Consider the following 25,724-nt stretch of genomic DNA (forward strand, 5'->3'; position numbering starts at 1 on the left):
CACGAATAAAAGCCGCTCTTAAGAGCGGCTTTTATTTTTTATGATATGATGATGACGTATGGTGATTTTATTTTTGGATTACCGTTCCAACTGAACCGTTGGGTCTCATCTCCAAGACGTAATTAAATTGAGGATGCAAGCCCGCTTCCATTCTGTGCGAAACAAAGATTATGGCGGTATGACTTTCTTGGGCAATTTTATTCACTAAGGCAACAAACAAGGCTGCGCTGGCATCATCCAAACCCGCTGTTGGTTCATCCAATATAAGCAAGGGAGGATGCTTGATCATGGCCCTTGCAGTCATGACCAACCGTTTGTCCCCAGCTGAAAGCTCTCTAAAAAGATAATCTCGTTTATCATACAAATTCAAAAGCTGTAACCACTCACGTGCCAAAAGTTTTTCAGTTTGGGTGGGCAGTACGTACAAGCCAATTGAATCATGGAGTCCAGAGATGACCATATGCTCCAGCGTGTGGTATCCACCAAATTTATCTGTCATGGCCGGGGTAAAATAACCAATCTTTTTTTTAAGGTCCCATACACTTTCACCGCTTCCTTTTTTTTGACCGAACAGGGAAAGGTTTTTACCGTATCCCTTATGGCTATCTCCCGTGATCATGGACAACAGGGTTGTTTTTCCACTACCATTGGGGCCTACCAATTGCCAGAAATCTCCTTTTTTAATCCTCCAGCTAATACGGTCCAAAACTTGTTTGCCATCAAAACTGACTGAAACCCCTTCAAAATTTACCAATTCAGGGTGCTCAAGGTTGATGGGCTCCAATGGAGGTGGTATGGCTCCCTTAAACTGTATGGAATTTTGTCGGTTGGCCTCCCAAAATGATGCTTCGGAAAGATATGGTACAAGGACATCGCCATCGAGTTTAAAAAATTCCGTCATCACGGGTAAAATATCTTCTACACGGCTTGCTAGTTGAATCAATGTTTTTCTTGTTCCAATAGCACAGAGTTCATCTTTTAATTGACTTTGCGTTGCGACATCCAAATTGTCAAAAGGATTCACCAGGACCAAAAAATCGTTGTTTTCGGACATTAAATGGCTGAGCAAGGCTTTTTTCTGTTCTCCACTGCTCATGGTTTTTAAGGACTGGTCTGTATTTCGGGTAAGGATTTTTATATCGTGGCGTTCCTCTTCATCCATGAACCGTTCAATTTCCGCTCTGGAAAACAACCCTCCTTTTTTTGGGGCAAGTTCTTCAAAACCTTTAATGGAATCTTGTTTCAACAATTGGTTGATGAAATTGCCGGAATAGGATGTGTTATTGATTAAAACGGCAAAATTTCTGGTTTTCTGCATGTTTTGAAGAGAAATCTAGATTCTGGCATTGAAATTAGAGATTATGCCTGATTTACCCTAAAAATATAGACTGGATTATCTTTATATGAAGTTGTTTTGTCCAATAACATGCCATTCTTTAGAGCTACTTTTTGTGAGGGAACATTATCTACATGGATAATGGATATTAAGGAATTGGCATAGTTTTGTTCAAACGCATATTCCTTGCATTTTTGGGCAGCTTCAAAAGCAAATCCCCGTAACCAAAACTTTGGCAATACAGAATATCCTATTTCCAGTTCCTCAGTATTGTCAACAGTTTGAACAAGAAGACCACAGATACCTACCAGTTGCCCGCTTTCTTTCAGAATCAAGGCGTTCATGCCGCCCAAATCGTTTTCATAGCGTTCAAAAATACGGTCAAATTGTGCTTGGCATGCTTCTATGGGATTTTCCGGCAACCCTTCCCAAAATTGAGTGGATTTTGGTTCACGGTAAAAGGGCAGCCAATCATTAAAATCTGACGGTTGTATATTGCGAAACAGCAATCGTTCCGTAGTTTGACCTTCTAGCAGATACTTGGACATTTAGTTTTTGGTAAAGGTAATGCTGTCTCCCACCTGTAACCCAAACTTATCTGAAAGACCAGCATTTATTTCCAAAACATATTTAATGGGTACTTTGGAAGAGAGACTGGTTTCATCATTAGGTTGGGCATTTTTTTGAAAACTGGCAATTTTTTGGTTTTCCCCAATGTAAATGATATCCAGAGGAATCAAGGTGTTCTTCATATAAAAATAGTGCATGGACACATCTGGAAAGATAAAGAGCATCCCTTGATTTTTTTCCATGGATTCCCGATACATAAGACCTGTTTGGGTCTCGTAGTCGGTTTCGGCTATTTCTATATCAAACTCCACCAGTAGCGAGTCTGTTTGAGATTGAAGAATATTCAGGCTTCCTTCCTTTTTGAATTTAATGGTCTCTGTCTTTATTTCCTTATTATTTTCTGTCTTGCATGAGGCCAAGATAAAAACCAAGAGGATTATGGATGATTTAAGGTACATGGAATCAGTCTTTTTCTGGAAGGGGTTTGTACATAAAGAAAAGTCCAATTATGATCATAGGGATGCTCAACCACTGGCCGGTGGACAAAAGGCCCAGAGTATCTTCAAAACCTCCCTGACTTTTCTTAAAGAATTCCACAACAAACCGAACCACAAATAAAAGTACCATAAAGAGCCCAAAAAGATAACCGGGCCTATCTTTTTTGTCCGTTTTCCAATATAGTTGGTACAGTACCACGAACACAAAAATATAGCAGATGCCTTCATACAATTGTGCGGGGTGTCTAAACGGAATGGATTCTAGAAGGTTGGCAAAATCGGGATTGTGTTCAATGGCTTTGTAAGCGGCATTTTCAGTCTTTTCATGGGTCAGGGCCATGGCTCTGTATGATGGCATATCATCTGAGTCTCGAATAAAACGAGTGGCTAAAAAATAGGATTTATCTACAATTTTCCCGTTGATTTCGGAGTTGAAAAAATTTCCAAACCGCACAAAACTCGCTCCAATGGCCGAAGGAATTACCAATCGGTCCAATAACCAAAGCATTTTTATGTCTTCCCATTTTCTACAGTAGAGCCATACTCCAATAACGGCGGCAATAGTGGCTCCATGGCTGGCCAATCCCGTGAAACCGGTAAACTCATATCCATTGATGAATCCAAACAAAGAACTATTGGCACTTTCGCGAATGGGCAAAAGAATTTCAATCAAGTGATTTTTGTAGTAAGACCAATCATAAAAGAAGACATGACCCAGACGGGCACCGAGCATAATGGAGACTACGGTGTATATAAAAAGTGAGTCCAATTTTTCCATGGACTTTTTTTCGTTCTCAAATATCCGTTTCATGATAAACCAACCCGCAACAAAGGCAGCTATCCAAAGCAGATTATAATATTTTATTTGAACGAACCCTATTTTGAACAAAGTTCCCTCCGGATTCCAATTAAAACCAAGAAAATACATTGAGTTAATTTTTGGACTAATATAACTACTTTGATTGGACAGGCGAGAGGATTATTACTTTTTTGGTACTTGTAATTGCAATACCTGATAAAGGTTTACATGGTTTGGGAACTTATAGTTGACAGTTGGAATGTTCTATGGGACAGGGTCATAACCCTTTCCACCCCAAGGATTACAGCTAGCTATACGTTTTAAGGAAAGCCAGCCACCTTTAAATAGGCCGTGTTTTTTAAGTGCCTCAAGCGTATATTGTGAACAGGTGGGGGAATAACGACATGTAGCTGGTAAATATGGTGAAATGAGCAATTGATAGGCTCGTACCAGCAGTACAAAGGGGGCAATTAAAATTCTTTTTATCGACATTGTATCCGTTTCTGCGGACTTAACCTATACTGAAGGTAGTGCCGTCCTTTCCGTCCTTTAGCTGAATGCCCAAAGCGGTCAATTCGTCCCTGATTTTGTCCGAAGTGGCAAAATCCTTGTTAGCCCTTGCTTCATTACGAAGTTCAATCAGCAATTCCATGACACCATTCAAAGCGTTGGAATCATTTTGACCCATGGATTGGTTCTCAATGCCCAAAACATCATAAACAAAACTGTTCATGGTGGATAAAAGTAACGTTTTGTCCTCTTGCGTGATGGTTTCCTTTTCTTCCTTGATCAAGTTGATGTGCTTTACAGCATCAAAAAGATGGGCAATCAAGATAGGGGTATTGAAATCATCGTTCATGGCATCATAGCATTTTTGCTTCCATGCCTCGACATCAAAATCAGAGGATGCGCCAGTTTTTAATCCATCTAAACAATTGAGGGCATCCATCAATCGGTTGTATCCCTTTTCCGAAGCCTGGAGCGCATCATCACTAAGATCTAAGATACTGGTGTAGTGTGCCTGCATCATAAAAAAGCGTACCACGGCAGGGGAATAGGCCTTGCTCAAGATGTCGTTGTTACCACTTATGATTTCAGAGGGGTAAATATTGTTACCCGTGGATTTGGACATTTTTTTCCCATTGAGGGTGAGCATATTGGCATGGAGCCAATATTTTACTGGGGATTTTCCTGTACTGGCCTCGGCTTGTGCAATTTCGCATTCGTGATGGGGAAACTTTAGATCCATCCCCCCTCCGTGAATATCAAAGGTCTCTCCTAAATATTTGGTGCTCATGGCAGTACACTCCAAATGCCAGCCTGGGAAACCATCTCCCCATGGTGAGGGCCAACGCATGATGTGCTGTGGCTCGGCTTTTTTCCAAAGGGCAAAATCCTGTGGGTTGTGCTTTTCATCCTGGGCGGTAAGTTCGCGGGTGTTGGCAATCATATCCTCCAGTTTCCTTCCACTCAACTTTCCATATTCGTGGTCTTTGTTGAACTTGACCACATCAAAGTACACACTACCATTGACCTCATAAGCAAATCCTTTTTCCAGAATATCCTTGATAATCTCTATCTGCTCAATAATGTGCCCTGTTGCCGTAGGCTCTATGCTTGGGGGCAATAGGTTGAATTGTTGCAGGGTGTTATGGAAATCCACGGTGTAGCGTTGTACCACTTCCATGGGTTCAATCTGCTCCAACTTGGCTTTTTTGGCAATTTTGTCCTCTCCATCATCGGCATCGTTTTCCAAATGTCCGGCATCTGTAATATTCCGTACATAGCGAACCTTATACCCCAAATGTTTGAAGTACCTGAAAATCATATCGAAGGACATAAAGGTGCGACAGTTGCCCAAATGTACATTGCTATACACCGTGGGACCGCAGACATACATGCCCACATGGCCTTCGTTTATAGGTTGAAAAACCTCTTTTTTTCCAGAAAGTGAATTGTGTACTTTTAGATTTTGGTCTTTATAAAGTTGCATTTAAAAAAGTAGGATTAAAAGTCGGTATCCAGGTTGATGTAATCCAAAAATTCCCGTCTTACAGCTTCATCTTTAAATTTTCCGCCGTATTCAGAAGTTACCGTGCTGCTTTCAATATCACGGATTCCCCTTGAATTTACGCAAAGATGCTTTGCATCAATAACGCAGGCTACATCTTCGGTGCCCAGCACCCGTTGCATTTCCTTTACAATTTGGATATTCAAGCGTTCCTGTACTTGAGGGCGCTTGGCGTAATAGTCAACAATACGGTTCATTTTGGAAAGCCCAACCACAGTACCGTTGGAAATATAGGCAATATGCGCCCGTCCCACTATGGGCAACAAGTGATGCTCACAGGTAGAGTAAAGAACAATGTTCTTCTCTACCAACATTTCACCATACTTGTATTTGTTCTTGAATGTGGAGGATTCAGGTTTTCTCTTGGGATGTAGTCCGCCAAAAACTTCCTTTACGTACATCTTGGCCACTCTTTTAGGTGTTCCGGCCAGGCTGTCATCATCCAAATCAAGGCCGAGCGTCAACATGATTTCACGTACACTTTTCTGTATCCGTTCAATTTTTTCTTCATCGCTCAATACAAAAGCATTATCCCTCATAGGGGTTTCGGTTGAAGAGCCAACATGATCGTTGCCCCTGTCTTCATACTGTTCTTCCAATGCCTGCTCTATTTTCATTGCTGTTTCTTCAAGAAAGCAAAGATATACATTAATGGACTATTTAACATCTGATAGCGGGGGTTTGACAACATAAATTATTGTTAAGGAAGGGGACTTTCTACTTTTATAATGCCCAAACCTACAGTCTTTTATGGTGAAATCGGTTTTAAAAGCTTTATTATGTACCCTTGTTTGGCAGTTTGGCTATACCCAAGTATCACCAGATTGCGCCACTGTTGTTCCCATTTGTAACAACACACCGATTAATGGGGGAACCAATGGTTTTGGTGTTGATGATTTCTACGGAGCTGCTTCCAGTGGTTGTTTGGAACAGACCACTTCCGGCACCATAGAATCCAACTCTGCATGGTATCGATTTCGCACCGGGGCATCAGGACAACTGGGATTCAATATTGGACACAATAGTTCCGAAGACTGGGATTTTGCACTATACCAGGCCAGTGATTGCAATACGTTGGGTGAGCCTATTCGTTGCAATTTTTTTGATAACAGTGATTCCAAAAGGTTTATTGGCGTAGGGGAAGATCCTACAGGTGATGGGGAATCCGTTCATTATGAAGATTGGCTTCAGGTAGAGCCGGGACAGGATTATTACCTCTTTATCAATAATTTTAGCAATGTAAATTCCGGGTTTTCCATACAGTTTACAGGTGATATTTGGTTAACCAATCCCAATGATGCGCTTGACTGTTCCATAATCAACAACCTTTTGGGGCCTCCAGTTGCCGCATGTGAAGGTGATACCGTAGTTTTGGACGCTACTACTTCTGGAGCGGTCGGATATGAGTGGTATAGCGATACAGGCAGCGGATTTCAATTGATTTCAGGAGCCAATGCTTCAACCTATACCGCGCCAGATTCTGCACAATATCGTGTTGTGGTCGCTACTGGTACGGGCACTATCATAAGCGATGTACAAGTGGGATTCAATGCCAGCCCCGTCACTGGAACCCTGACAGATGCAGTTTATTGCCATACACCAAATACCACTTTTGATTTATCAACAAAAGACATAGAGGCTTTGGGAAACCAAAATCCCAATGAATTTATAGTGAGCTACCATAGTTCGCAGTCCGATGCAGATACGGGAATAAGCCCATTGCCTAAGGAATATGAAAAAAGCCCGGGGCAAGAGACCATTTATGTGCGGACCACTTCATTGGCCAATCCAAATTGTTATGATGCATCTGAGAGTTTTCTGTTGGATGCCATTGAGGTTCCTGAGCTGACCTTTTCGGAACAAATGGTAATTTGTGAAGGAACCGGTGCCATTTTCATTGGGGAAACCATGCCCAATCCTAATTACACCTATCAATGGAGTACGGGTGAGCAAAGTCCAAGCATTATGGTTTCCGAAGAAGGGGAATATACCGTTACTGTGACCCATGCCTCCAGTGGTTTGTCTTGCGAGGCAACAAGAACCATTACTGTGAACATTTCGGAATTACCAGTGATAACCGATGTTGAAATTGATGATTTTAAACCGAGAAATACGGTGAGAATCATCACCGAGAGCAATACCGAATTGGAATACCGATTGGATGATGGGGATTTTCAGTCCAGTAATACTTTTGAAGATGTGCTTCCGGGAAGTCATGAGGTTACCATGCGGGACATCCATGGCTGTGGAGAGGTCAGGGAAAATATTGTGGTTGTGGGCTATTTGGCCAGTTTTTCACCCAATGGGGATGTGCTCAATGAAAGATGGCAAATAGAAGGACTTTCAGAATTGAATTCTCCAGTGGTCACTATCTTTGACCGTTATGGTAAAATGATAAAGCAAATGACTGAATTGGATGCTGGCTGGGATGGAAATCTAAATGGAAAGCCACTTCCTTCCACAGATTATTGGTTTAAATTATCGTATGTTGATGCGAATGGCAATAGGGTAAATGCCAAATATCTCCAAAGTCATTTTTCCTTGAAGCGTTAACTTGAAAACGCATTTCATCGATTAACAGCATATTTTTTCGATGAACAAATACTAAAAGGATACCATATGGAGTTATAGAGGTTATATATAGAATAACCTTTAGCCCCAAAAAATTCTATGAGAGCTCTATTTAGCGCAATATGCTGCTTTTTTATATTCTCCATGGCAGTATGCGCTCAAAACTCCCCAGATTGTAGAACAGCAATTCCTGTGTGTGCAGATGCCCCTATTATGGGAACTACTGACGGAAGTGGTGATATTGATGATTTTGACCCCGAAGTGATTACCCAAACGGGTTGCTTGGAAAAGGGGAGCAATAGTTCGGCAAATATAGAGCACAATACAGGATGGTATGTTTTTCGTGCTGGAACAGATGGGCAGATTGGATTTGATATTGAAGCGCTTCCCAATCCGGGTGGAGTTCTTACCGCGGAATGGGATTTTGCAGTTTATGGTCCCTTTGATCAAACCACAGGTCAAAACTTTTGTACCATAGTGGGAGATGGGACCGCCCAGCCCATTCGTTGCAATTATGAAACCAACGATACCGGATTTACAGGAATTGGGGTAAATCCTGTGGATGGTAGGGAAGGAGCTCCTTTTGTAAAGCAGAGCCAGAACACGTATGATGAATGGTTGGATGTTACCGCTGGGGAAATCTATTACCTGTACATTAACAATTACAACACCAATTTTGATGATGACCCAGAGTCGTTCATCCTAACATTTACAGGCACATCGGTTGAGGATGATCAGAACACGGCCTTGGATTGTGATTTTCGAGATAATTTTCTTGGATTTGATATTTATGCATGTGAAGATGAAACAACACCTATTACCTTATCGGCGTTGAACTCTCCAGCAGGTTCCAGTGTTACATCTGTTGAATGGACTGTGGATTATGATGATGACGGGGTTATTGATGCTACATTGCCGGGAACAGGTCCTTTTGGCGCTGAGTTAATGGTTTCAAGCCCTAATTCTGGAAGATATTATGTTACTATTGAATGGCCTTTTGGGAATCCCATTACTGATGATATTTTAATTACTTATTACGGTATCCCAAGTTTAACGGTAACCATTTTGGATGATTTGGTGAGCAGTGATCAAACCGACCCGTATAATGTGGAGTTTATTCCCGATGGCGATGGGGATTATGAATATGCCATCAATGGCGGGGAGTTTCAGGATGATCCTATTTTCTTGGATGTTCCTCCCGGATTAAACTCAGTGGTCATAAATGACAAGAATGGCTGCGGAACTTCAGACCCTGTTCCATTTTTGGTGGTGGGTTATCCCAAATTCTTTACGCCCAACGGGGATGGGGTGCACGACAGTTGGAATGTTTATGGTATTGATCAATTGTCCAACCCAACCGTATTTATCTTTGATCGTTATGGTAAGTTATTGAAGCAGTTGGATCCCAATCTAGGATGGGATGGAACCTTTAACGGAAGGGATTTGCCTTCTTCCGACTACTGGTTTAGACTGGATTATGATCGAGATGACAGCGGGGTTATGGTGGCCCGTTCGGTACGCAGGCACTTTTCCTTAGTACGTTAAAACAAAAAAAGGCCGGATTGCTCCGACCTTGCATTCTTCAAATATTCCCAAATTAGAATTTAAAACTATATCCCAAGGAAATATTGGTATTTATCCTATTGATCATAGCGGAACTATTAATACCGGAATCAAAAAGGAAGGTGTTTACATCCTGTTCGGTTCGGCTAACGGCCAAATCCAATCTGCTTCCTCCAAAACTATAGCCGATACCGCCAGAGAATCCAGTTAGTTCGCCCACAATGTCGTCATTTTCATAAGGACTGTCCTCGTATCTATACCCCGCCCTTAAACTTACTTGGTCTATTCGGAATTCTCCACCCAATCGATAGGTGTTTACAACGCCAAGTGTTTCATTTATAAAATCATTTTCCGATGCAAAATTAGGATCAGATGTGGGTCTAAGCTCTGCTTGTGACATGTCTTGGTATCCGTAGTCAAAACTCAACAAACCATCTTGGCCAAAGATTACGGCAACACTACCAGTAAGTTTGCCGGGAGTTTTTATGCGATAATCTTCGTACAGGTTAACAATGCTAAAATCAATGAAATCGATATCCGATACCGCCAAAGTGGAGTTGATGCGCTGTGAAGTGTCGTCCGTCAACTCGTACCACGTAGGGGACTGATAGCTACCTCCAACACGCACACTTTCATTTAATTTGGCAATGGCCCCAAGGCTAAATGAAAACCCATAGCCTTCGGTATGCAATAAATTATCAAAAGTGGTGAATTGAATAGGGGAGTCTTGGTTATATCCATTCTCATCCATTAAAGTAACCCTGTCATACAGTACATTGTGAAAATTCAATGAAGCACCTACGTAAAGATTTTCCTGATATTGGCCGGCAAAATTTACCGTGAACTTGCTGTTGTATCCGGAAGTGGTCTGAAGGTATTCTTGGTTTACGCTGCTGTATTCGGCATTTGAAAAGTAAGAAGTGTTGTCATCATCATCTACCGTAGGTTCAATAAGGCCTGCTTGGAATCCTAGGAAAGCCTGTTGGGCGCCATATCCAAGGCTGGAGCCAATATCCAGATAGGCTTCTTCAATGAACTCTCCCTGCTGTACGCGGAGAGGGCCAAGTGGCTGGCCTTGGGCAAAGTTCAAAAAATAATTGTCTATACCTACAGATGTGCTTCCTCCTGCAAAAAAGCTATTGTCAAAATTTTGTACCATATCATAGTTGAATGCCAAGGCAACTTTTTTCCAAGGACTTTCTGTGGATTTAAATACCAGAACACCTCCCACTTGGTTAAATTCCAAGGAATTGTCGGTGGTATTGCTTACGCTGTTTCCAAAGAACGCATCATTGTTTCGGTGATAATTGGACCCCGTGATGCTAATTTCACTGAAATTGAATACTGCAGAACCTGCAGGGTTGACATTTAAGGCTGATAAATCACCGCCAAGCGCTCCAAATGCGCCACCCATGGCTTGAAATCTTGCCGTTCCCTGAATATTTTCTGTACTGTATCGTAAAACGTCGTCTATGGTCTGTGCGGTTGCAAAAGTGCATGCCAATACCATTATGAAAGTTGAAATTTGTTTCATTTTCAATTTTTTTAATGAGTTGAGATGGATTTCTGGGATTTAATGTCTTCCGTTACTTCTTCCCGATGAGCGTGAAGAACCTCCTGATCTGCCGCCAGAACTTCTGGAGCTGCTTCCGGAACTTCTATAGCTTCCGCTACTTCTAGAGCTAGAGCCACTACTTCTGTAGCCACTGCTTCGTGAGCTTGATCCCGAAGAAGACCTACTATAATTGCTTCGGCTTGGAGCCGTACTACGTGAAGATTGATAACTTCTTGTACTTCTTCCCGAACTGCGATAACCGGGAGAAGATGAGCTTCTGTTCACTGTTCCGCTTCTTCTGTAAGTGCCACTACTTCTTGTGGAAGGTGTGGTGCCATAGGAACGGTATGTTCTTGAACTACCACTATTGTTATATCGAGGAGTGGTTCTTGTGCTTCTGCTGGTTCTGTAGTCCCTGTTCCGGGCAGAGGCATCTGCACTAACGGTTCTTCTTGAGCTTAGGCCACTGTAGGTTCTGGAGCTTCTTCCAGATGTTGCAGTTCTGCTGCTCAAGTTGGAACGTCCACTATCTGTTCTGTATCGGGATGTATAACCGCTTGACCTTGATGCAAGATTGGAGCGTCCTCTTAATGTTGTGCCGGGAATTACGCTGTTATAGCCTCTTCGGGTTCGGTTATAGGCATAATTTCTTCCGTAATATCTATTGTTGTAGTAGGGTCTCCAGCCATAGTTATAGTAGCCGCCCCAACCGTAGTAGCCGGCATATCCCCAACCGCCATAGTAAGGGTATCCACCCCAGCCGTAATATCCGCCCCAGCCCCAACGGTTAAATCTCCAAGGTCTGTTCCAGCCCCATCCCCATCCGGCATTCCATCCCCATCCAGTGTTCCATAGCCAAGGGTCGTTCCATCCCCAACCGAAGCCACCCCAGCCCCAATTATTGTCATAGACATTTATGGTAAGGCTGGTGGGATTGTCACCCCATCCGGGATTGCCATTATAGGTATTATTGTACGCGAAATAATCGGTTTGCTCACCTAATGGAATGGTGTCGTTTTGCATTTGACTGGAATAGCTGTCAATGTCGGTGAAGATTTCGTCATCCAAAATCTCAGCATATTCATCCGCTTTTTGTCCAAAATAATCGCCGTATAAATTGTTTTCTTGTTCTTCAATGCGTACGGCTTCCGCAGACTTTTTTTCTACACGAACAACGCGATCACCGTTGGAATAGATACCATCTTCATAATACGAAGCTTGCTGATACGATCCACAGGAAGCCACAAGGAGGGTGGCCACTGGGAGTATGGCAAGAGCTTGAAATTTTCTGTGGGGTATTAACTTTATCATTGCGCAATTTTTATTGTTGAACATATTAAAAATAATTAGTTTTACCGAATTATTTCGCTAATAAAATCACAAGTTTTGTGCCAAACTATAGTAGATGGGTAAAAATTTAACGAGTAGAGCAGAGGATTATTCCAAATGGTATAATGAACTTGTCGTAAAATCAGATTTAGCTGAGAATTCGGGAGTTAGGGGATGTATGGTCATAAAACCCTATGGCTACGCTATTTGGGAAAAGATGCAGGCCCAATTGGATAAAATGTTCAAGGAAACAGGTCATGAGAATGCTTATTTTCCCTTGTTTATTCCAAAATCCTATCTGAGCAAGGAAGCAAGTCACGTAGAAGGTTTTGCCAAGGAATGTGCGGTGGTAACACACTATCGGTTGAAGAATGCGGAGGACGGTAGTGGGATCATAGTGGATGAGGATGCCAAGTTGGAAGAAGAACTTATTGTGCGTCCTACTTCCGAAACCATTATCTGGGATACGTATAGAAGATGGGTTCAGTCCTATCGCGATTTGCCCATCATGGTGAACCAATGGGCCAATGTGGTGCGATGGGAAATGCGTACACGCCTCTTTTTGCGTACGGCCGAGTTTTTATGGCAAGAAGGACATACGGCGCATGCCACAAGGGAAGAGGCTGTGGCTGAAGCGGAACAAATGATGAACGTGTATGCCGAATTTGTCGAGGAACACATGGGTGTTCCAGTGATGAAAGGCACCAAGACTGCCAGTGAACGTTTTGCAGGGGCAGAGGAAACGTATTGTATTGAGGCATTGATGCAGGATGGAAAAGCGCTCCAAGCGGGGACCTCACACTTTTTAGGACAGAACTTTGCCAAGGCATTTGATGTGAAATTCGCCAATAAGGAAGGAAAACAAGAATATGTTTGGGCTACTTCTTGGGGAGTCTCAACCCGACTTATGGGAGCATTGGTGATGACCCATAGTGATGACAATGGTTTGGTGCTTCCACCAAAATTGGCGCCCATTCAGGTGGTGATCGTGCCCATTTATAAAGGATTGGACCAACTGGACGCCATTTCCGAAAAAGTGGAACCCTTGGTAAAAGAACTGCGTTCCAAGGGACTTTCCGTTAAATATGATAAAAGGGATACCCATAAACCGGGATTCAAGTTCAATGAATATGAACTGAAAGGGGTTCCCGTACGTTTGGCCGTTGGGCAACGTGACCTTGAAAATGGAACCTATGAAGTGGCTCGAAGAGATACTTTACAAAAGGAATCCGTAAAGGCGGACGATGTCGTGGAAAAGGTAGTGTCCCTCATGGAAGAAATCCAAGAGAACATTTACAATAAGGCGCTGACGTATAGAAAGGAGCACATCACCCCAGTGGATACCTACGAAGAGTTTAAACGTGTAATTGAGGAAAAGGGTGGTTTTGTTACCGCGCATTGGGATGGTACGGCCGAAACCGAAGAACGTATAAAGGAAGACACCAAGGCTACCATTCGCTGTATTCCGTTGAATGTTGATAAGGAAGAAGGGGTCTGTATGGTAACAGGAAAACCATCAGCCCAAAGGGTATTGTTTGCCAAGGCCTATTAAGTAGGTGCAAAAAATAATAATTACTGTTGCAAGACTTAAAAATAGTTGTATTTTTGCATCCGCAATTGTGCAACCTTATGGCCCGTTCGTCTAGGGGTTAGGACGCCAGGTTTTCATCCTGGTAACAGGGGTTCGATTCCCCTACGGGCTACAAAGTTCAATGGAATATTGGAAAACTTTGATTTTTAATCAGGTTTTCAAATTAATTAGGCCCGTTCGTCTAGGGGTTAGGACGCCAGGTTTTCATCCTGGTAACAGGGGTTCGATTCCCCTACGGGCTACAAAAAAAGGATTTAGAAAGTATAAATAAAGGCAATGGCAAACCATAAGTCAGCATTAAAGAGAATCAGAAGAAACGAAGCAGTACGCTTGCGCAACAGGTATCAGCACAAAACTGTGCGTAATGCCATCAAAAAATTGCGTAACGAGGAAGACAAGAAGGCTGCAGAGGCTTTGTTGCCTACTGTTGTTGGAATGATCGATAAATTGGCAAAGAAGAATATCATCCACACCAATAAGGCTTCCAATTTGAAAAGCAAATTGATGAGCAGAGTTGCAGGAATGTAATATTTGCTTGATGGAAATATATAAAAGCTCCCGAATTGGGAGCTTTTTTTATGACCAAACTTTTTAGATTGTATTTAACGGAAGGCTTTTCTTTTTCCAACTAAAAAGCCAATGATAAAACAGCTGTACATAACCAGAATGAGCAGGAGTAGTACGGTTCTTAGGTGTAGATAGAACCATAAGTTTGCGCTGGTGTTACCAATTAACAATATGTAAGGTACCAGCAGATAAAAGATAAAACTGCCCAAACTTATCCAAAACAATAAATTTTGTTTTTGGGGATATGGATTTTTCTCTTGTTTTTTTTCCTTAAAGTAAAAGATAATGCACATCAACAAAACCCAAGACCCAAAAATATCTGCATAATATAGACCTTCGTAGAACGGATTTTTAAAGATGATATTTATTATATAGCCCAAAAGCATCGCAATAACACCATAGCGTATCCATTTTTTATACAATTTGGATTGGATGGTTTTGAGATATATCCTGCAAAAAAATAGAAAAGTAACAACTTGGTAAATGTTGTAAATGATGATATTGCGCCAAGAATATCGCTCATCGGAGAAGAATTGAAAATCTTCATGATACTTAATGAAATAGCCAAGCAACTCCGTAAAGAAGGTGTAGGCAATGAACATGGGGAAGTATTTTAGTGCAGTATCAAAATACTTTCGGTAGGTGAATACTGAAACAATCCATGTCACTAGGTATAAAGGAAGATAGTATTGCTCCTTTAAAAACAAATAGATTTCTTGGACCATGCCCAATACAATTAATAGTCATCCCATGGTGGAGGAGATGAATTTCCCCTATTTAAGGTAAGGCTCTGGTCTCCATTGGCACTTGCAGCACTACTGAGACTAGGCACAAAACCAGCTTGCGATTTTTGTTTATTGTCTTGAACATTGCCAACCTCTGTCTGTCCTACGGCATTTTTTATGAGTTTAGCCTTGCCGTCGGCCCCTATATAGAACCCATATTCACCACCGTCAGCCTTCATGGCTGGAACAATGAAAATGGAATTTTGTCTGGGATGAACAATCTTTTTTCCATCAGGGAAGTCTTGCTTGTCAGGATAATTGGCAAAGTAGAATCGAAGTGATGAGATATCTACTTGTGCGTTTTGAGCCTCTTGCTCAATAAAGGCCATATACTGTTTAATTTCATCATAGCTGAATGCTGTGAAACGGGCGACTTCGAACTTTTCGTCTGGATTTCGTTCTGTTTCAAATTGTTGAATCATTTCTACCCTGTTTTTGGTGTAGTTATCGTACAGGGATTTTGATTCTTCCAAGGAAATTATGCCCCGGGGAGGGTCAACCTTTTCTTGGGTTTGCCCGGTAGTGATGGATTCAGAGGGTTCTTCCTTTTTTGGACCCTGTTGGCATGCCCCGAGCATCAGTAAAAAAGCACCTAGACCAATAGCTGCTACTTTTTTGGTATTTTTCATAGTTTCAAAGTGTTAAAGTTCGGTTTTGAGGAAACGATTTAAAGATATGCTTTTTCTTTAGAATAGGTAAAGAAAAAACCCTCTGGAATTCTCCAAAGGGTTTTTAAGTTATTGTTATACAGATGGTTGAATAAAAAAAATACTATTCATTCATCGTGAGCAAGAACTCTTCGTTGTTTCGGGTCTGCTTAATGCGCTGTTCCATGAATTCCATGGCCTCCACAGGATTCATATCTGCTAAATACTTGCGCATGATCCACATCCGTTGAATGGTGTTTTCATCCAACAATAAATCATCCCTTCTGGTAGAAGAAGAAATAAGGTCAATGGCAGGGAAGATTCTACGGTTGGAAATTCGTCTATCCAACTGAAGTTCCATATTACCAGTACCCTTGAATTCTTCAAAGATTACTTCGTCCATTTTGGAACCAGTCTCGGTCAATGCTGTGGCAATGATGGAAAGCGAACCACCATTTTCAATGTTACGGGCAGCTCCAAAAAAGCGTTTAGGCTTATGTAGGGCGTTGGCATCCACACCACCACTCAATACCTTTCCGGATGCAGGTTGTACCGTATTATAAGCACGGGCCAAACGTGTGATGGAGTCCAAAAGAATCACTACATCATGACCGCACTCTACCAATCGCTTGGCTTTGTCGAGTACAATATTGGCTACACGAACGTGTTCAGAGGCTTCTTTGTCAAAAGTAGAAGCAACCACCTCGCCACGTACATTACGTTGCATGTCGGTGACTTCTTCAGGACGCTCATCAATCAGTAAAATGATTTGATATACCTCAGGATGATTGGCGGCAATAGCATTGGCAATATCCTTCAACAGCATGGTCTTACCGGTCTTGGGCTGCGATACGATCATACCACGTTGCCCTTTGCCAATGGGTGAGAACAAATCCATGATCCGTGTGGAAATGGTACTTTGTTTCTCGGCCAATTTAAATTTTTCTTTGGGGAACAATGGGGTCAAGTGTTCAAAAGACACTCGGTCGCGGACCACTTGGGGGTCCATACCGTTAATTTTGTTCACCTTGATCAAAGGGAAATATTTTTCACCTTCTTTGGGGGGTCTTATGTTCCCTAAGATGGTGTCTCCTGACTTTAGTCCAAACAGACGAATTTGCGACTGGGAAACATAAATATCATCAGGGGAAGAAAGATAGTTGTAATCCGAAGAGCGCAAGAACCCATACCCATCCTGCATGATATCTAGAACACCTTCGCTCTCTATAATGCTGTCAAACTCAAATTCTGGCTCTTTGTACCTGTTTTTTAGGTCTTTATCAAAGTTGCTGTTCTTTTTATCGTGTGAACCGCTTTTTTGATGTTGGTTATTTCTTCGATTATTGTTCTGCCCTTTTTGGGTAGTATTACCTTGCTTGTGCTCCTTTTTTTGAGGCTGCACTTTGGGATCTTCCTTTTTTTCCTCGGAATTGGATTCCTTTACATTTTCTGTAGCTTCTTTTGGGACATTGTTGCGTTCAGAATCAGTTGAACGCGGGGTTCTGGCCCTTCTAGGTTTTGGAGCAGCAGGTTTTTTTTCTGGAGCGGCCGGACTTTCTGCCACCGCTTTGGGGTTCGATGCCTGTACATCGAGGATTTGATAAACCAAATCCAATTTTTTTAAGGACTTAAACTTGGGAACATTAAGACCTTTTGCAATTTCTTGCAACTCAGGAAGCTTTTTAGCTTTTAGATCTGAAATCTCGAACATTAAGTGTTGAATAAGTTAAACGTGTCTAATCTGAAATATTGAAGTAAAAAAAGTTATTTGGGTGCTACTGGAGGAAAGATTTCCTGGGTAAGTACTTCGCTAATAACGACACAAGTATACAAATTATTTTTCAGGAATTAAGGCCCATTTATCAAAAAGACGTCTATTTTTGCATTTCGAAAGCAATTTGCACAATGATTCAACGGATTCAAACGTTTTTTTTACTGATTGTGGCCTTCTTGGCAGGAGTGCTTCCGTTCTTTTTGAATCTATGGGTAACCGTTGATGGTGCAGAAGTCCATGCCCAAAACGAAGTATGGGTAAGCATTGCTTTTTATGTAGCTGCTATCTTGGCCGTAGTGTCCATTTTATTGTACAAAAACAGACAAAATCAATTTGTGGTAAACAGATTGAATATGATATTGAATCTTTTTTTACTAGGATTTTTCGTTTATCGATCGCTAAGCTTATCCGGAGAGGCTGTGGTTTCTGAGAAGGGTATTGGGATGCTGATTCCTGTATTTTCTATCGTTTTTCTGGTCCTGGCCAACAGGGCTATCAAAAAGGATGAAGATCTTGTAAAATCTGTTGATCGCTTACGTTAAACCTAACATCTTAGTAGTATTAGTGCGAAGAAAATCCCGGCTTAGGTCGGGATTTTTGTTTTAGGTTACCGTTGCCCCAATTCGATTACCTCCAAATCCGATATTGTATCCTCGTCTATCACAAACCTGAGCATGGTTCGTACTTGATGAAACCCATGTTTTCCGCATGCGCCAGGATTCATGTGAAGCAACCCCAATTTTTTGTCGTTCATCACCTTTAAGATATGTGAATGCCCACAGATGAAGAGTTTTGGGGGATTATTGCGAATCTCATCGCGTACCCTTACATTGTATTTGTTCGGATAGCCCCCTATATGCGTGATCCATACATCCACACCCTCGCACATAAACCGATTGTTTTCTGGAAATTCCTTTTGAATCACATGGTCGTCAATATTGCCATGCACTCCACGAACAGGTTTTAAGGCCTCCAATTGATCGGTCACCTCCAAGCTTCCTATGTCCCCTGCATGCCATATTTCATCGGCCTGTGCCGCATACTTTAAAATGGTGGGATCCATGTGTCCATGGGTGTCCGAGAGTAAAAGAATCTTGGTCATAACGCTAAAAATATGCTAAAAAATAGAGCTTGGGTTCGTGTTGGATGGGATTGGATTATCTTTAACAACTTAAAAGTAAGGGATCCCTTTGAGATATTTTATCCAATTTTCCTATTTCGGGAAAGCATACCACGGATGGCAGAACCAACCCAATGCCATTACCGTGCAGGAAGTGCTTGAAAAAGCCTTGTCCACCCTTTTGCGACAGAAATTGAGTGTCGTGGGAGCGGGCAGGACCGATACCGGTGTGCATGCCAAGGAGATGTTTGCCCATTTCGATTTTGATAAAATCGAGGATAGGGAAGAATTGGTGTATCGTCTCAATGCCTTTTTGCCCGAAGATATTTCCGTTCAGGAGATATTTTGCATGGTTCCCGAGGCCCATGCCCGGTTTGATGCGGTTGAACGGACCTATGAATATTGGTTGGTTCAGGAAAAGAATCCCTTTTATTTTGATTTTGCCCATTATGCAAAGCATTCCTTGGATTTGGAGGCGATGAACCAAGCCGCAACCCTTTTATTGGGGCATAAGGATTTTGAGTGCTTTTCCAAATCCAACAGCGATGTAAAGACTTTTTTGTGCGATGTGAAAGAGGCTGCTTGGGAAAAGAAAGAAGACAAATGGGTGTTCACTATAACTGCTGATCGTTTTCTAAGAAACATGGTGCGTGCCATAGTGGGAACTTTGTTGGATGTGGGGATGGGCAAGCTAAACCCTGAGGATGTCAACACGATATTGGAGAGCAAGGATAGGGGTAAAGCAGGGGTATCCGTCCCGGCAAAAGGATTATATTTGACCAAGGTTTTATATCCAAAAGAACGATTTGATGAGCAAAAGTGACGAAATAGGAAAAGCATTTGATTTTGGTCTGTTCAAACGGGTTTTTGCACACACCAAGCCTTACCGGGGCATCTTTTGGGTAGTGGCACTTACGGCCATACTTTCAGCAGCTTTTGCGGTTGAAATTCCCATTTTGGTACGTGACATCGTCAACGAAGCCTTGGAGAACAAGGACAGTCAAAAACTGTTGACTACCATACTTTTTATGTTGGCGGTATTGGTGGGGCAGGTGGTCACCCAACTTTTGTTCAGCTATTACGCCAACCTTTTGGGGGAATCCGTGATCAAGGATATCCGTATCCGTCTTTTTGAAAAGATGATGAGCTTTAAAATGACCTATTTTGACAACTCCTCCATTGGGGTTTTGGTCACAAGGGCCGTGGCAGATATGCAACGTATTGGTGAAATTTTCAGTCAAGGATTTTTTATGATCGTGGCCGATGTCCTCAAAATGTTGTTGGGTGCGGCCATTATGCTATACACCAATTGGAAGCTGGCCTTGATTGTTTTTGCCATATTACCGGTGATTTTGATTGCTACACGTTTGTTTCAGCAAGCCATGAAAGTGGCCTTTATCGAGGTTCGTGCACAGGTGGCCAACCTCAATTCCTTTGTACAAGAACGCATCGCCGGGATGAAGATTGTACAGCTTTTTAACCGGGAGGAAATCGAGAAGGAAAAGTTCAGGGTCATCAATGAGAAACATCAAAATGCATGGCTCAAGACAGTTTGGTACAACTCCATCTTCTTCCCAGTGGCAGAGATATCCTATTCCATAGGAATTGGTATGGTGGTATATTTTGGAGTGATACAGAATATTGAAAATGTGGCCCTTAACGATACAGGTTCCATTTTTGCCTTCTTTTTCCTGATGGATCTTTTGTTCCGTCCATTGCGACAGATTGCGGATAAGTTCAACACCCTTCAGATGGGGATGGTAGCTGCCAACAGGGTGTTCAAGATTTTGGATACCGATAGTCATATTGCCGATGAAGGCAATGTGGAAAAAGCAGAGGTCAAGGGAGATCTTGAGTTCAGTGATGTGCGGTTTGGCTACATTAAGGATGAAGAAGTGCTCCACGGTATTTCGTTCAAGGTAGACGCAGGTGAGACGGTGGCCATTGTTGGGGCAACGGGAGCTGGAAAATCCACCATCATTAATCTGCTCAACCGGTTTTATGAGATCAATTCAGGATTAATTTTGGTAGATGGAGTCAACATTCAGGACTATACCCTAAAATCACTTAGGTCACATATAGCGATAGTACTTCAGGATGTGTTTTTGTTCGCGGACAGTATAGCCAATAATATCTCGCTTCGCGATAAATCCATAACATTGTCACAAATTGAAACTGCGGCCAAACAAATTGGAGTTCACGATTTTATCTCCAGCCTTCCCGGGGGATATCAATACAATGTAAAGGAAAGGGGGTCCATGCTTTCCAGTGGGCAGCGTCAACTGATTGCTTTTCTGCGGGCCTATGTAAGCAATCCAAGCATTTTGATTTTGGATGAGGCTACATCTTCTGTGGATACCTATTCTGAGCAATTAATACAGAAAGCAACAGATAAAATTACCGAGGGAAGAACGTCCATCATCATTGCCCACCGATTGGCCACCATTAAAAAGGCCAGTAAAATCATTGTGATGGATCAAGGTAAAATTGTTGAAATAGGGACCCATAAAGAGCTCTTGAAAAAAGGAGGATATTATAGTGACCTATATGAAGCACAGTTCTTGGCAGAAGAAGTTGCTTAGGAATTAAAGATTTATTCCAAATCTTTCTTGATAAGGGCTATGAGTTCTTCCACACTTTTAAAAGGAACGAATTCCCCATTTTTAATGTAAGAGATAGAACCGGTTTCCTCACTAACGACCAGACAAATGGCATCTGTCTTCTCTGTGATTCCTACAGCAGCCCTGTGCCTTAATCCAAAACGTAAGGGAATATTCCTGTCATTGGAAACAGGTAAAATTACCCTAGTGGCAGTAACATAGTTGTCTTGAATGATGATGGCTCCATCATGGAGGGGACTATTTTTAAAGAATATACTTTCCAAGATGGGTTGGGTGATCATAATGTTCATGGCGTCTCCGGTAGATTTTATAAAATCCAGCGAATTGTTACGTTCCATAACTATGATGGCCCCAGTTTTGGTGTCGGCCATGCGGTCACAGGCCCCAACAATGGCATCTACATCCGTGTCCGAGGGCATGGCCTCCTGTTTCAAAAACTTGAAATGACGGACAAAACTTCGCTTTGAGGCCAGATTGGTGGAACCTATCATCAATAAAAATTTCCGGATTTCCTGTTGGAATACAATGATCAAGGCAATAAGCCCAATGTTCATGAACCCACCCACCATACTGCTGATCATTTTCATTTGCAGCAGTTCCGTAAGCTTCCACAAGGCCCAAACAATAACAATCCCAATAAAAATATTGATGGCCACAGTGCCCCGCACCAATTTGTACACGTAGTAGAGTAGCGCGGCCACTAAGACAATGTCTATGATATCTGTGATTTTAAACTCGAGAAAATTTAGAAAATCCAACCGCGGTGTTTTTGTAAAATTAGCAAAAATAGAAGAACCAAAAACTAGAGGGCATTGGCTTTTAAGGCCGATACCAGTTTCACACATTCCATAGCCTCCTTGACATCATGGGCCCGTAGAATATTTGCCCCTTTCAACAACGCAATCGTGTGCAGCGAGGTGGTGCCGTTCAACGCTTCCTTTGGGTTGGAATCCAATACTTTATAGATCATGGATTTTCGGCTCAATCCAATCAAAAGAGGCAAACCGAACGTCTTGAAAAGGTCCAAATGGTTCAACAGGGTATAATTTTGTTCGGTGGTCTTGGCAAAGCCAAAGCCGGGATCTATGATGATGTCATTGATCTTTTTGGAAGTGGCTTCCTGCACTTTTTCGGAAAAGTAATGTCGAAGGTCCTTGATCAAATCGGTATAAGTGGCCTTTTTCTGCATGGATTGCGGGGTGCCTTTCAAATGCATCATGATATACGGTACTTGAAATTGGGCTACCGTGCGAAACATCTCCTGATCTAAATTTCCAGCGGAAATATCATTGATGATGGCCGCACCTCTTTCCAAACTTTCGGCAGCGACCCTGCTCCGGAAGGTGTCCACAGAAATCAAGGTGTCCGGGAATTTTTTAAGGATCAATTCAATGACCGGAAGCATGCGCTTCAGCTCCTCGTCCTCATCCACATGTTCCGCCCCTGGGCGTGAGCTGTAGGCTCCCATGTCTATAAAGGTGGCCCCATGGTCTAGCATGTATCCCACTTGATTCAATATAGAGGCTTCGTCCTTGTAGGCTCCCCCATCAAAAAAAGAATCTGGGGTAAGGTTAAGAATACCCATGACTTTGGGCACCGTAAGATCTATAAGTTCACCTTTACAGTTTATGGTCATAAAAAATATCTCCTTTGTTGGGTTTCACTATCTTTGGCAAAGTGCTCTGGGCACATTTATTTGGACGAAATTTACGCAAATTAGCAACAATACATGCAGCAGACTTCCCAACAGTACGATGCGGTGATCCATACCTGCCGGGAATTGTTTTTAAAAAAAGCACAGGACTACGGTACCGCTTGGCGGATTTTGCGCCTACCTTCCCTGACCGATCAGATTTTTATCAAAGCCCAACGCATCCGTAGCCTACAGCAGAACGATGTGCGAAAGGTGGATGAAGGTGAACAATCAGAATTCATTGGGATCATCAACTATGCGATTATGGCCTTGATCCAGATTAAAAAAGGAGTGGCGGAACAACCCGATCTGACCGCTGAGGAGGCCATTGCCCTATATGATGCCGAAGTGGCCATCACCAAAAAATTGATGGAAGACAAAAACCACGATTACGGTGAGGCCTGGCGCGATATGCGGGTGAGTTCGCTGACGGACCTTATCCTGCAGAAGTTGCTTCGTGTAAAGCAGATTGAGGATAATCAAGGTGCCACATTGGTAAGTGAAGGGGTGGATGCCAACTATCAGGATATGATTAACTACGCAGTTTTTGCACTGATTCATCTAAATTCCAAATAACAGAAGATGATGACAAGGGAAATTGTATTTAGGAGAAAAGGGAAAAGAGTCAAGAACCAGGACAATAAAGACTGTTGAATTTTTTACCAATCGCATATCATATCTATAGCCATCAACCCATTGGTGAAAATTCGTGTGATTTGTGTCAGATTAAGGTTTTTGCTAAGTTGGAATTTATTTTGAAAAAAACATGAAATATTTAGTTTGGATTTCAAGGGTCTTTGTAGGGGTGCTTTTCATCATCAGTGGCCTCATTAAATTGAACGACCCCGTAGGATTTTCGTTCAAATTGGAGGAATATTTTAGCCCTGGTGTACTGGACTTGCCCTTTTTTCTGCCCATGGCCTTGGGCATTTCCATTTTTGTAGTGATCGTTGAGGTGATCTTGGGGGTATTGCTCCTTATTGGCTTTAAACCGAAGCTTACGGTTTGGAGTCTTTTGCTGATGATTGTATTTTTTACCTTCCTCACGTTTTACTCCGCCTATTTCAACAAAGTGACTGATTGTGGTTGCTTTGGTGATGCTGTAAAACTGACCCCTTGGGAATCGTTCACCAAGGATGTGATACTATTGGTTTTCATTCTGATTTTATTTTATGGAAGAAAATACATCACTCCACTTTTCAACACAAAAACCAATTGGATGGTGGGAGGAGCAGCCTTGTTGGCTTGTATGTTATTTGCCAACCACGTTTTGAACCATTTGCCATCCGTGGATTTCAGGCCTTATAAAATTGGCGCCAATATCCAAGAGGGGATGACGGTTCCGGATGATGCGCCACAACCCCTGTACGAATATGCTTGGCGTTTCAAGGGGGATGGAGGCGAACAAACCATAGTCACCAATGGGGAATATCCTAGCGTGGAAGGTGAGTTCATAGATGTGGAGACCACACAGATTCAAGCAGGATACGAACCTCCCATCCATGATTTCACCATTGAAAAGGACGGTCAGGATTATGCTGCCGAACTTTTGGAAGAGGATAAGCTCATCATGGTGGTAGCTTACGATCTGGCCAAGAGCAACTACGATTTTTTCCCCGAAGTGGCCCAGGTGACCAATGAAGCAAAGAAAAAGGGATATACGGTAATCGGTATGTCAGCCTCAAGTGACGATTTGGCCAATCAGGTGGAACAAAAATATAAACTGGATTTCGACTTTTACTTTACGGATGAGACTACATTGAAGACCATTGTGCGTTCCAATCCCGCAATATTGGTTTTAAGAAAGGGCACCATTCAACAAAAAGTGCATTACAACGACTTAGATAAACTTACGCTTTAAACATAACCCACAAAAAAACAAAACATGAGAACGAAGATAGTGGCAGGAAACTGGAAGATGAACAAGAATAGGGAAGAGACCGAGGCTTTGTTGGCCGAACTTTCCGCAAAACTGCCCGACACCAAAGCGGAGGTCATTGTGGCTCCCACTTTTGTGAACCTGGAAACGGCCCAACGAAGCTTGGAATCCTCCACCATCAAAGTGGCGGCCCAGAACATGCATTTTGCGGAAAGCGGTGCGTATACTGGTGAAATTTCTGCGGATATGCTCTTGAACCTGGATGTAGATACGGTTATCTTGGGTCATTCCGAGCGACGCGCTTACTTTGGTGAAACCGATGAACTGTTGGCAAAGAAAATGGACACCGCTGTTGCCAAGGGATTAAAAGCTATTTTTTGTTTTGGTGAAGAATTGGAGGACCGGAAATCCGACAACCATTTTTCCGTAGTGGAAAGTCAACTGAAGAACGGATTGTTCCATTTGGAGGCCGGTGCTTGGAAAAACATCGTTTTGGCGTATGAGCCTGTTTGGGCCATAGGAACTGGAGAGACGGCTTCCCCAGAGCAGGCGCAAGAAATGCATGCCTTTATCCGCAAGACCATTGCAGAGGCCTACAATGCTTCCATTGCCGATGAAGTTTCCATTCTCTACGGAGGAAGTGTGAAACCGGGCAATGCAGAGGAGATTTTTTCCAAACCTGACGTGGACGGAGGATTGATCGGAGGAGCTTCCTTGGTGGCTTCGGACTTTGTGGCCATCATCAACGCCATTTGA

The 25,724-nt window shown here is 42.4% G+C and carries 25 protein-coding genes and 2 tRNA genes; 12 read left to right on the top strand and 15 right to left on the bottom strand.

The features are described from left to right. Window positions 1-67 precede the first annotated feature (67 nt). The 7 genes from ACP14V_RS04330 to folE form a co-directional block, all read right to left on the bottom strand. Complete coding sequence (locus tag ACP14V_RS04330) at window positions 68-1,318, bottom strand: ATP-binding cassette domain-containing protein (RefSeq protein ID WP_424987895.1); 1,251 nt, start codon at window positions 1,316-1,318, stop codon at window positions 68-70. 41 nt (window positions 1,319-1,359) lie between these two features. Further along, on the bottom strand, window positions 1,360-1,884 hold the full coding sequence (locus ACP14V_RS04335) for a GNAT family N-acetyltransferase (protein ID WP_272609489.1): 525 nt from the start codon (window positions 1,882-1,884) through the stop codon (window positions 1,360-1,362). Further along, window positions 1,885-2,364 (bottom strand): DUF192 domain-containing protein, encoded by a 480-nt coding sequence (locus ACP14V_RS04340; protein WP_272609490.1) that lies wholly within the window; start codon window positions 2,362-2,364, stop codon window positions 1,885-1,887. A 4-nt stretch (window positions 2,365-2,368) separates the two neighbouring features. Then, window positions 2,369-3,331, bottom strand: coding sequence for a prolipoprotein diacylglyceryl transferase (gene lgt / locus ACP14V_RS04345; RefSeq protein ID WP_272609491.1), 963 nt, complete (start codon window positions 3,329-3,331; stop codon window positions 2,369-2,371). Window positions 3,332-3,466: 135 nt separating this feature from the next. After that, complete coding sequence (yidD, locus tag ACP14V_RS04350; protein WP_272609492.1) at window positions 3,467-3,694, bottom strand: membrane protein insertion efficiency factor YidD; 228 nt, start codon at window positions 3,692-3,694, stop codon at window positions 3,467-3,469. A gap of 19 nt (window positions 3,695-3,713) precedes the next feature. Beyond that, entirely contained in the window at window positions 3,714-5,195 is a 1,482-nt protein-coding gene (gene cysS, locus ACP14V_RS04355; RefSeq protein ID WP_272609493.1) for a cysteine--tRNA ligase, read from the bottom strand. A 14-nt stretch (window positions 5,196-5,209) separates the two neighbouring features. Beyond that, the gene (gene folE / locus ACP14V_RS04360; RefSeq protein ID WP_272609494.1) at window positions 5,210-5,890 is read right to left on the bottom strand and encodes a GTP cyclohydrolase I FolE; all 681 of its coding nucleotides are present in this window, start codon (window positions 5,888-5,890) and stop codon (window positions 5,210-5,212) included. A 133-nt stretch (window positions 5,891-6,023) separates the two neighbouring features. On the opposite strand from folE, the gene ACP14V_RS04365 reads away from it, so the two are divergent. After that, on the top strand, window positions 6,024-7,826 hold the full coding sequence (locus ACP14V_RS04365; protein WP_272609495.1) for a T9SS type B sorting domain-containing protein: 1,803 nt from the start codon (window positions 6,024-6,026) through the stop codon (window positions 7,824-7,826). Window positions 7,827-8,057: 231 nt separating this feature from the next. Then, entirely contained in the window at window positions 8,058-9,389 is a 1,332-nt protein-coding gene (locus tag ACP14V_RS04370) for a T9SS type B sorting domain-containing protein (protein ID WP_313791639.1), read from the top strand. A gap of 52 nt (window positions 9,390-9,441) precedes the next feature. Here the strand turns inward: ACP14V_RS04370 and ACP14V_RS04375 are convergent, their stop codons facing one another. Both ACP14V_RS04375 and ACP14V_RS04380 read right to left on the bottom strand, forming a co-directional pair. Then, on the bottom strand, window positions 9,442-10,941 hold the full coding sequence (locus ACP14V_RS04375; protein WP_272609497.1) for an OmpP1/FadL family transporter: 1,500 nt from the start codon (window positions 10,939-10,941) through the stop codon (window positions 9,442-9,444). A 39-nt stretch (window positions 10,942-10,980) separates the two neighbouring features. Beyond that, window positions 10,981-12,273 carry a hypothetical protein gene (locus ACP14V_RS04380; RefSeq protein WP_272609498.1) on the bottom strand — a complete coding sequence of 431 codons (1,293 nt, stop codon included), beginning with the start codon at window positions 12,271-12,273 and terminating at the stop codon, window positions 10,981-10,983. A 94-nt stretch (window positions 12,274-12,367) separates the two neighbouring features. Between ACP14V_RS04380 and proS the strand changes: the two genes are divergently transcribed. The 4 genes from proS to rpsT all read left to right on the top strand — a co-directional run bounded on the left by proS (window position 12,368) and on the right by rpsT (window position 14,410). After that, window positions 12,368-13,843, top strand: a complete 1,476-nt coding sequence (proS, locus tag ACP14V_RS04385) for a proline--tRNA ligase (RefSeq protein ID WP_272609499.1) — start codon at window positions 12,368-12,370, stop codon at window positions 13,841-13,843. A 79-nt stretch (window positions 13,844-13,922) separates the two neighbouring features. Further along, window positions 13,923-13,994 (top strand) — tRNA-Glu (locus ACP14V_RS04390). Window positions 13,995-14,052: 58 nt separating this feature from the next. After that, window positions 14,053-14,124: transfer RNA gene (locus ACP14V_RS04395), tRNA-Glu, on the top strand. Window positions 14,125-14,158: 34 nt separating this feature from the next. Continuing rightward, window positions 14,159-14,410, top strand: a complete 252-nt coding sequence (gene rpsT / locus ACP14V_RS04400; RefSeq protein ID WP_129653071.1) for a 30S ribosomal protein S20 — start codon at window positions 14,159-14,161, stop codon at window positions 14,408-14,410. A 74-nt stretch (window positions 14,411-14,484) separates the two neighbouring features. Here rpsT and ACP14V_RS04405 read toward each other — a convergent pair whose 3' ends face one another. The 3 genes from ACP14V_RS04405 to rho all read right to left on the bottom strand — a co-directional run bounded on the left by ACP14V_RS04405 (window position 14,485) and on the right by rho (window position 17,592). Continuing rightward, window positions 14,485-15,174 carry a hypothetical protein gene (locus ACP14V_RS04405; RefSeq protein ID WP_136565731.1) on the bottom strand — a complete coding sequence of 230 codons (690 nt, stop codon included), beginning with the start codon at window positions 15,172-15,174 and terminating at the stop codon, window positions 14,485-14,487. Between the two features lie 11 nt (window positions 15,175-15,185). Continuing rightward, on the bottom strand, window positions 15,186-15,863 hold the full coding sequence (locus tag ACP14V_RS04410) for a hypothetical protein (RefSeq protein ID WP_272609500.1): 678 nt from the start codon (window positions 15,861-15,863) through the stop codon (window positions 15,186-15,188). 142 nt (window positions 15,864-16,005) lie between these two features. Beyond that, window positions 16,006-17,592 (bottom strand): transcription termination factor Rho, encoded by a 1,587-nt coding sequence (rho, locus tag ACP14V_RS04415; RefSeq protein ID WP_136565733.1) that lies wholly within the window; start codon window positions 17,590-17,592, stop codon window positions 16,006-16,008. 194 nt (window positions 17,593-17,786) lie between these two features. On the opposite strand from rho, the gene ACP14V_RS04420 reads away from it, so the two are divergent. Further along, window positions 17,787-18,197: a DUF4293 domain-containing protein gene (locus tag ACP14V_RS04420; RefSeq protein ID WP_272609502.1), complete on the top strand. Its 411-nt coding sequence runs from the start codon at window positions 17,787-17,789 to the stop codon at window positions 18,195-18,197. Window positions 18,198-18,262: 65 nt separating this feature from the next. Here the strand turns inward: ACP14V_RS04420 and ACP14V_RS04425 are convergent, their stop codons facing one another. Next, window positions 18,263-18,757 carry a metallophosphoesterase family protein gene (locus ACP14V_RS04425; protein WP_272609503.1) on the bottom strand — a complete coding sequence of 165 codons (495 nt, stop codon included), beginning with the start codon at window positions 18,755-18,757 and terminating at the stop codon, window positions 18,263-18,265. Window positions 18,758-18,845: 88 nt separating this feature from the next. Here ACP14V_RS04425 and truA point away from each other — a divergent pair, with 88 nt between their 5' ends. Beyond that, the gene (truA, locus tag ACP14V_RS04430) at window positions 18,846-19,598 is read left to right on the top strand and encodes a tRNA pseudouridine(38-40) synthase TruA (protein ID WP_272609504.1); all 753 of its coding nucleotides are present in this window, start codon (window positions 18,846-18,848) and stop codon (window positions 19,596-19,598) included. Next, the gene (locus ACP14V_RS04435) at window positions 19,585-21,357 is read left to right on the top strand and encodes an ABC transporter ATP-binding protein (RefSeq protein WP_272609505.1); all 1,773 of its coding nucleotides are present in this window, start codon (window positions 19,585-19,587) and stop codon (window positions 21,355-21,357) included. The genes truA and ACP14V_RS04435 overlap by 14 nt, the downstream gene beginning before the upstream one ends. Before the next feature lie 11 nt (window positions 21,358-21,368). Here the strand turns inward: ACP14V_RS04435 and cdaA are convergent, their stop codons facing one another. Both cdaA and folP read right to left on the bottom strand, forming a co-directional pair. Then, window positions 21,369-22,154: a diadenylate cyclase CdaA gene (cdaA, locus tag ACP14V_RS04440; RefSeq protein WP_136565738.1), complete on the bottom strand. Its 786-nt coding sequence runs from the start codon at window positions 22,152-22,154 to the stop codon at window positions 21,369-21,371. 44 nt (window positions 22,155-22,198) lie between these two features. Further along, entirely contained in the window at window positions 22,199-23,032 is an 834-nt protein-coding gene (gene folP / locus ACP14V_RS04445) for a dihydropteroate synthase (RefSeq protein ID WP_272609506.1), read from the bottom strand. A 93-nt stretch (window positions 23,033-23,125) separates the two neighbouring features. Here folP and ACP14V_RS04450 point away from each other — a divergent pair, with 93 nt between their 5' ends. From ACP14V_RS04450 to tpiA, 3 genes are all read left to right on the top strand, one after another. Next, entirely contained in the window at window positions 23,126-23,665 is a 540-nt protein-coding gene (locus ACP14V_RS04450; RefSeq protein ID WP_116218349.1) for a DUF1599 domain-containing protein, read from the top strand. Window positions 23,666-23,855: 190 nt separating this feature from the next. Then, window positions 23,856-24,950: a BT_3928 family protein gene (locus tag ACP14V_RS04455; RefSeq protein WP_272609507.1), complete on the top strand. Its 1,095-nt coding sequence runs from the start codon at window positions 23,856-23,858 to the stop codon at window positions 24,948-24,950. Between the two features lie 24 nt (window positions 24,951-24,974). Next, a complete protein-coding gene (tpiA, locus tag ACP14V_RS04460; RefSeq protein WP_272609508.1) occupies window positions 24,975-25,724 on the top strand; it encodes a triose-phosphate isomerase in 750 nt (249 codons plus the stop codon).

Origin of the sequence: Flagellimonas alvinocaridis, assembly GCF_965248585.1 — a bacterium.
Taxonomy (GTDB): domain Bacteria; phylum Bacteroidota; class Bacteroidia; order Flavobacteriales; family Flavobacteriaceae; genus Flagellimonas; species Flagellimonas alvinocaridis.

Bases quoted from the DNA above. Each gene is read 5' to 3' on its own strand.
- ACP14V_RS04380 (WP_272609498.1), bottom strand. From the start codon at position 12,273: ATGATAAAGTTAATACCCCACAGAAAATTTCAAGCTCTTGCCATACTC.
- cysS (WP_272609493.1), bottom strand. From the start codon at position 5,195: ATGCAACTTTATAAAGACCAAAATCTAAAAGTACACAATTCACTTTCT.
- ACP14V_RS04450 (WP_116218349.1), top strand. From the start codon at position 23,126: ATGCAGCAGACTTCCCAACAGTACGATGCGGTGATCCATACCTGCCGG.
- ACP14V_RS04420 (WP_272609502.1), top strand. From the start codon at position 17,787: ATGATTCAACGGATTCAAACGTTTTTTTTACTGATTGTGGCCTTCTTG.
- ACP14V_RS04335 (WP_272609489.1), bottom strand. From the start codon at position 1,884: ATGTCCAAGTATCTGCTAGAAGGTCAAACTACGGAACGATTGCTGTTT.
- ACP14V_RS04370 (WP_313791639.1), top strand. From the start codon at position 8,058: ATGGGAACTACTGACGGAAGTGGTGATATTGATGATTTTGACCCCGAA.
- rho (WP_136565733.1), bottom strand. From the start codon at position 17,592: ATGTTCGAGATTTCAGATCTAAAAGCTAAAAAGCTTCCTGAGTTGCAA.
- ACP14V_RS04425 (WP_272609503.1), bottom strand. From the start codon at position 18,757: ATGACCAAGATTCTTTTACTCTCGGACACCCATGGACACATGGATCCC.
- lgt (WP_272609491.1), bottom strand. From the start codon at position 3,331: ATGTATTTTCTTGGTTTTAATTGGAATCCGGAGGGAACTTTGTTCAAA.
- ACP14V_RS04410 (WP_272609500.1), bottom strand. From the start codon at position 15,863: ATGAAAAATACCAAAAAAGTAGCAGCTATTGGTCTAGGTGCTTTTTTA.
- ACP14V_RS04365 (WP_272609495.1), top strand. From the start codon at position 6,024: ATGGTGAAATCGGTTTTAAAAGCTTTATTATGTACCCTTGTTTGGCAG.
- folP (WP_272609506.1), bottom strand. From the start codon at position 23,032: ATGACCATAAACTGTAAAGGTGAACTTATAGATCTTACGGTGCCCAAA.
- ACP14V_RS04340 (WP_272609490.1), bottom strand. From the start codon at position 2,364: ATGTACCTTAAATCATCCATAATCCTCTTGGTTTTTATCTTGGCCTCA.
- ACP14V_RS04330 (WP_424987895.1), bottom strand. From the start codon at position 1,318: ATGCAGAAAACCAGAAATTTTGCCGTTTTAATCAATAACACATCCTAT.
- folE (WP_272609494.1), bottom strand. From the start codon at position 5,890: ATGAAAATAGAGCAGGCATTGGAAGAACAGTATGAAGACAGGGGCAAC.
- tpiA (WP_272609508.1), top strand. From the start codon at position 24,975: ATGAGAACGAAGATAGTGGCAGGAAACTGGAAGATGAACAAGAATAGG.
- yidD (WP_272609492.1), bottom strand. From the start codon at position 3,694: ATGTCGATAAAAAGAATTTTAATTGCCCCCTTTGTACTGCTGGTACGA.
- ACP14V_RS04455 (WP_272609507.1), top strand. From the start codon at position 23,856: ATGAAATATTTAGTTTGGATTTCAAGGGTCTTTGTAGGGGTGCTTTTC.
- rpsT (WP_129653071.1), top strand. From the start codon at position 14,159: ATGGCAAACCATAAGTCAGCATTAAAGAGAATCAGAAGAAACGAAGCA.
- ACP14V_RS04405 (WP_136565731.1), bottom strand. From the start codon at position 15,174: ATGGTCCAAGAAATCTATTTGTTTTTAAAGGAGCAATACTATCTTCCT.
- ACP14V_RS04375 (WP_272609497.1), bottom strand. From the start codon at position 10,941: ATGAAACAAATTTCAACTTTCATAATGGTATTGGCATGCACTTTTGCA.
- proS (WP_272609499.1), top strand. From the start codon at position 12,368: ATGGGTAAAAATTTAACGAGTAGAGCAGAGGATTATTCCAAATGGTAT.
- ACP14V_RS04435 (WP_272609505.1), top strand. From the start codon at position 19,585: ATGAGCAAAAGTGACGAAATAGGAAAAGCATTTGATTTTGGTCTGTTC.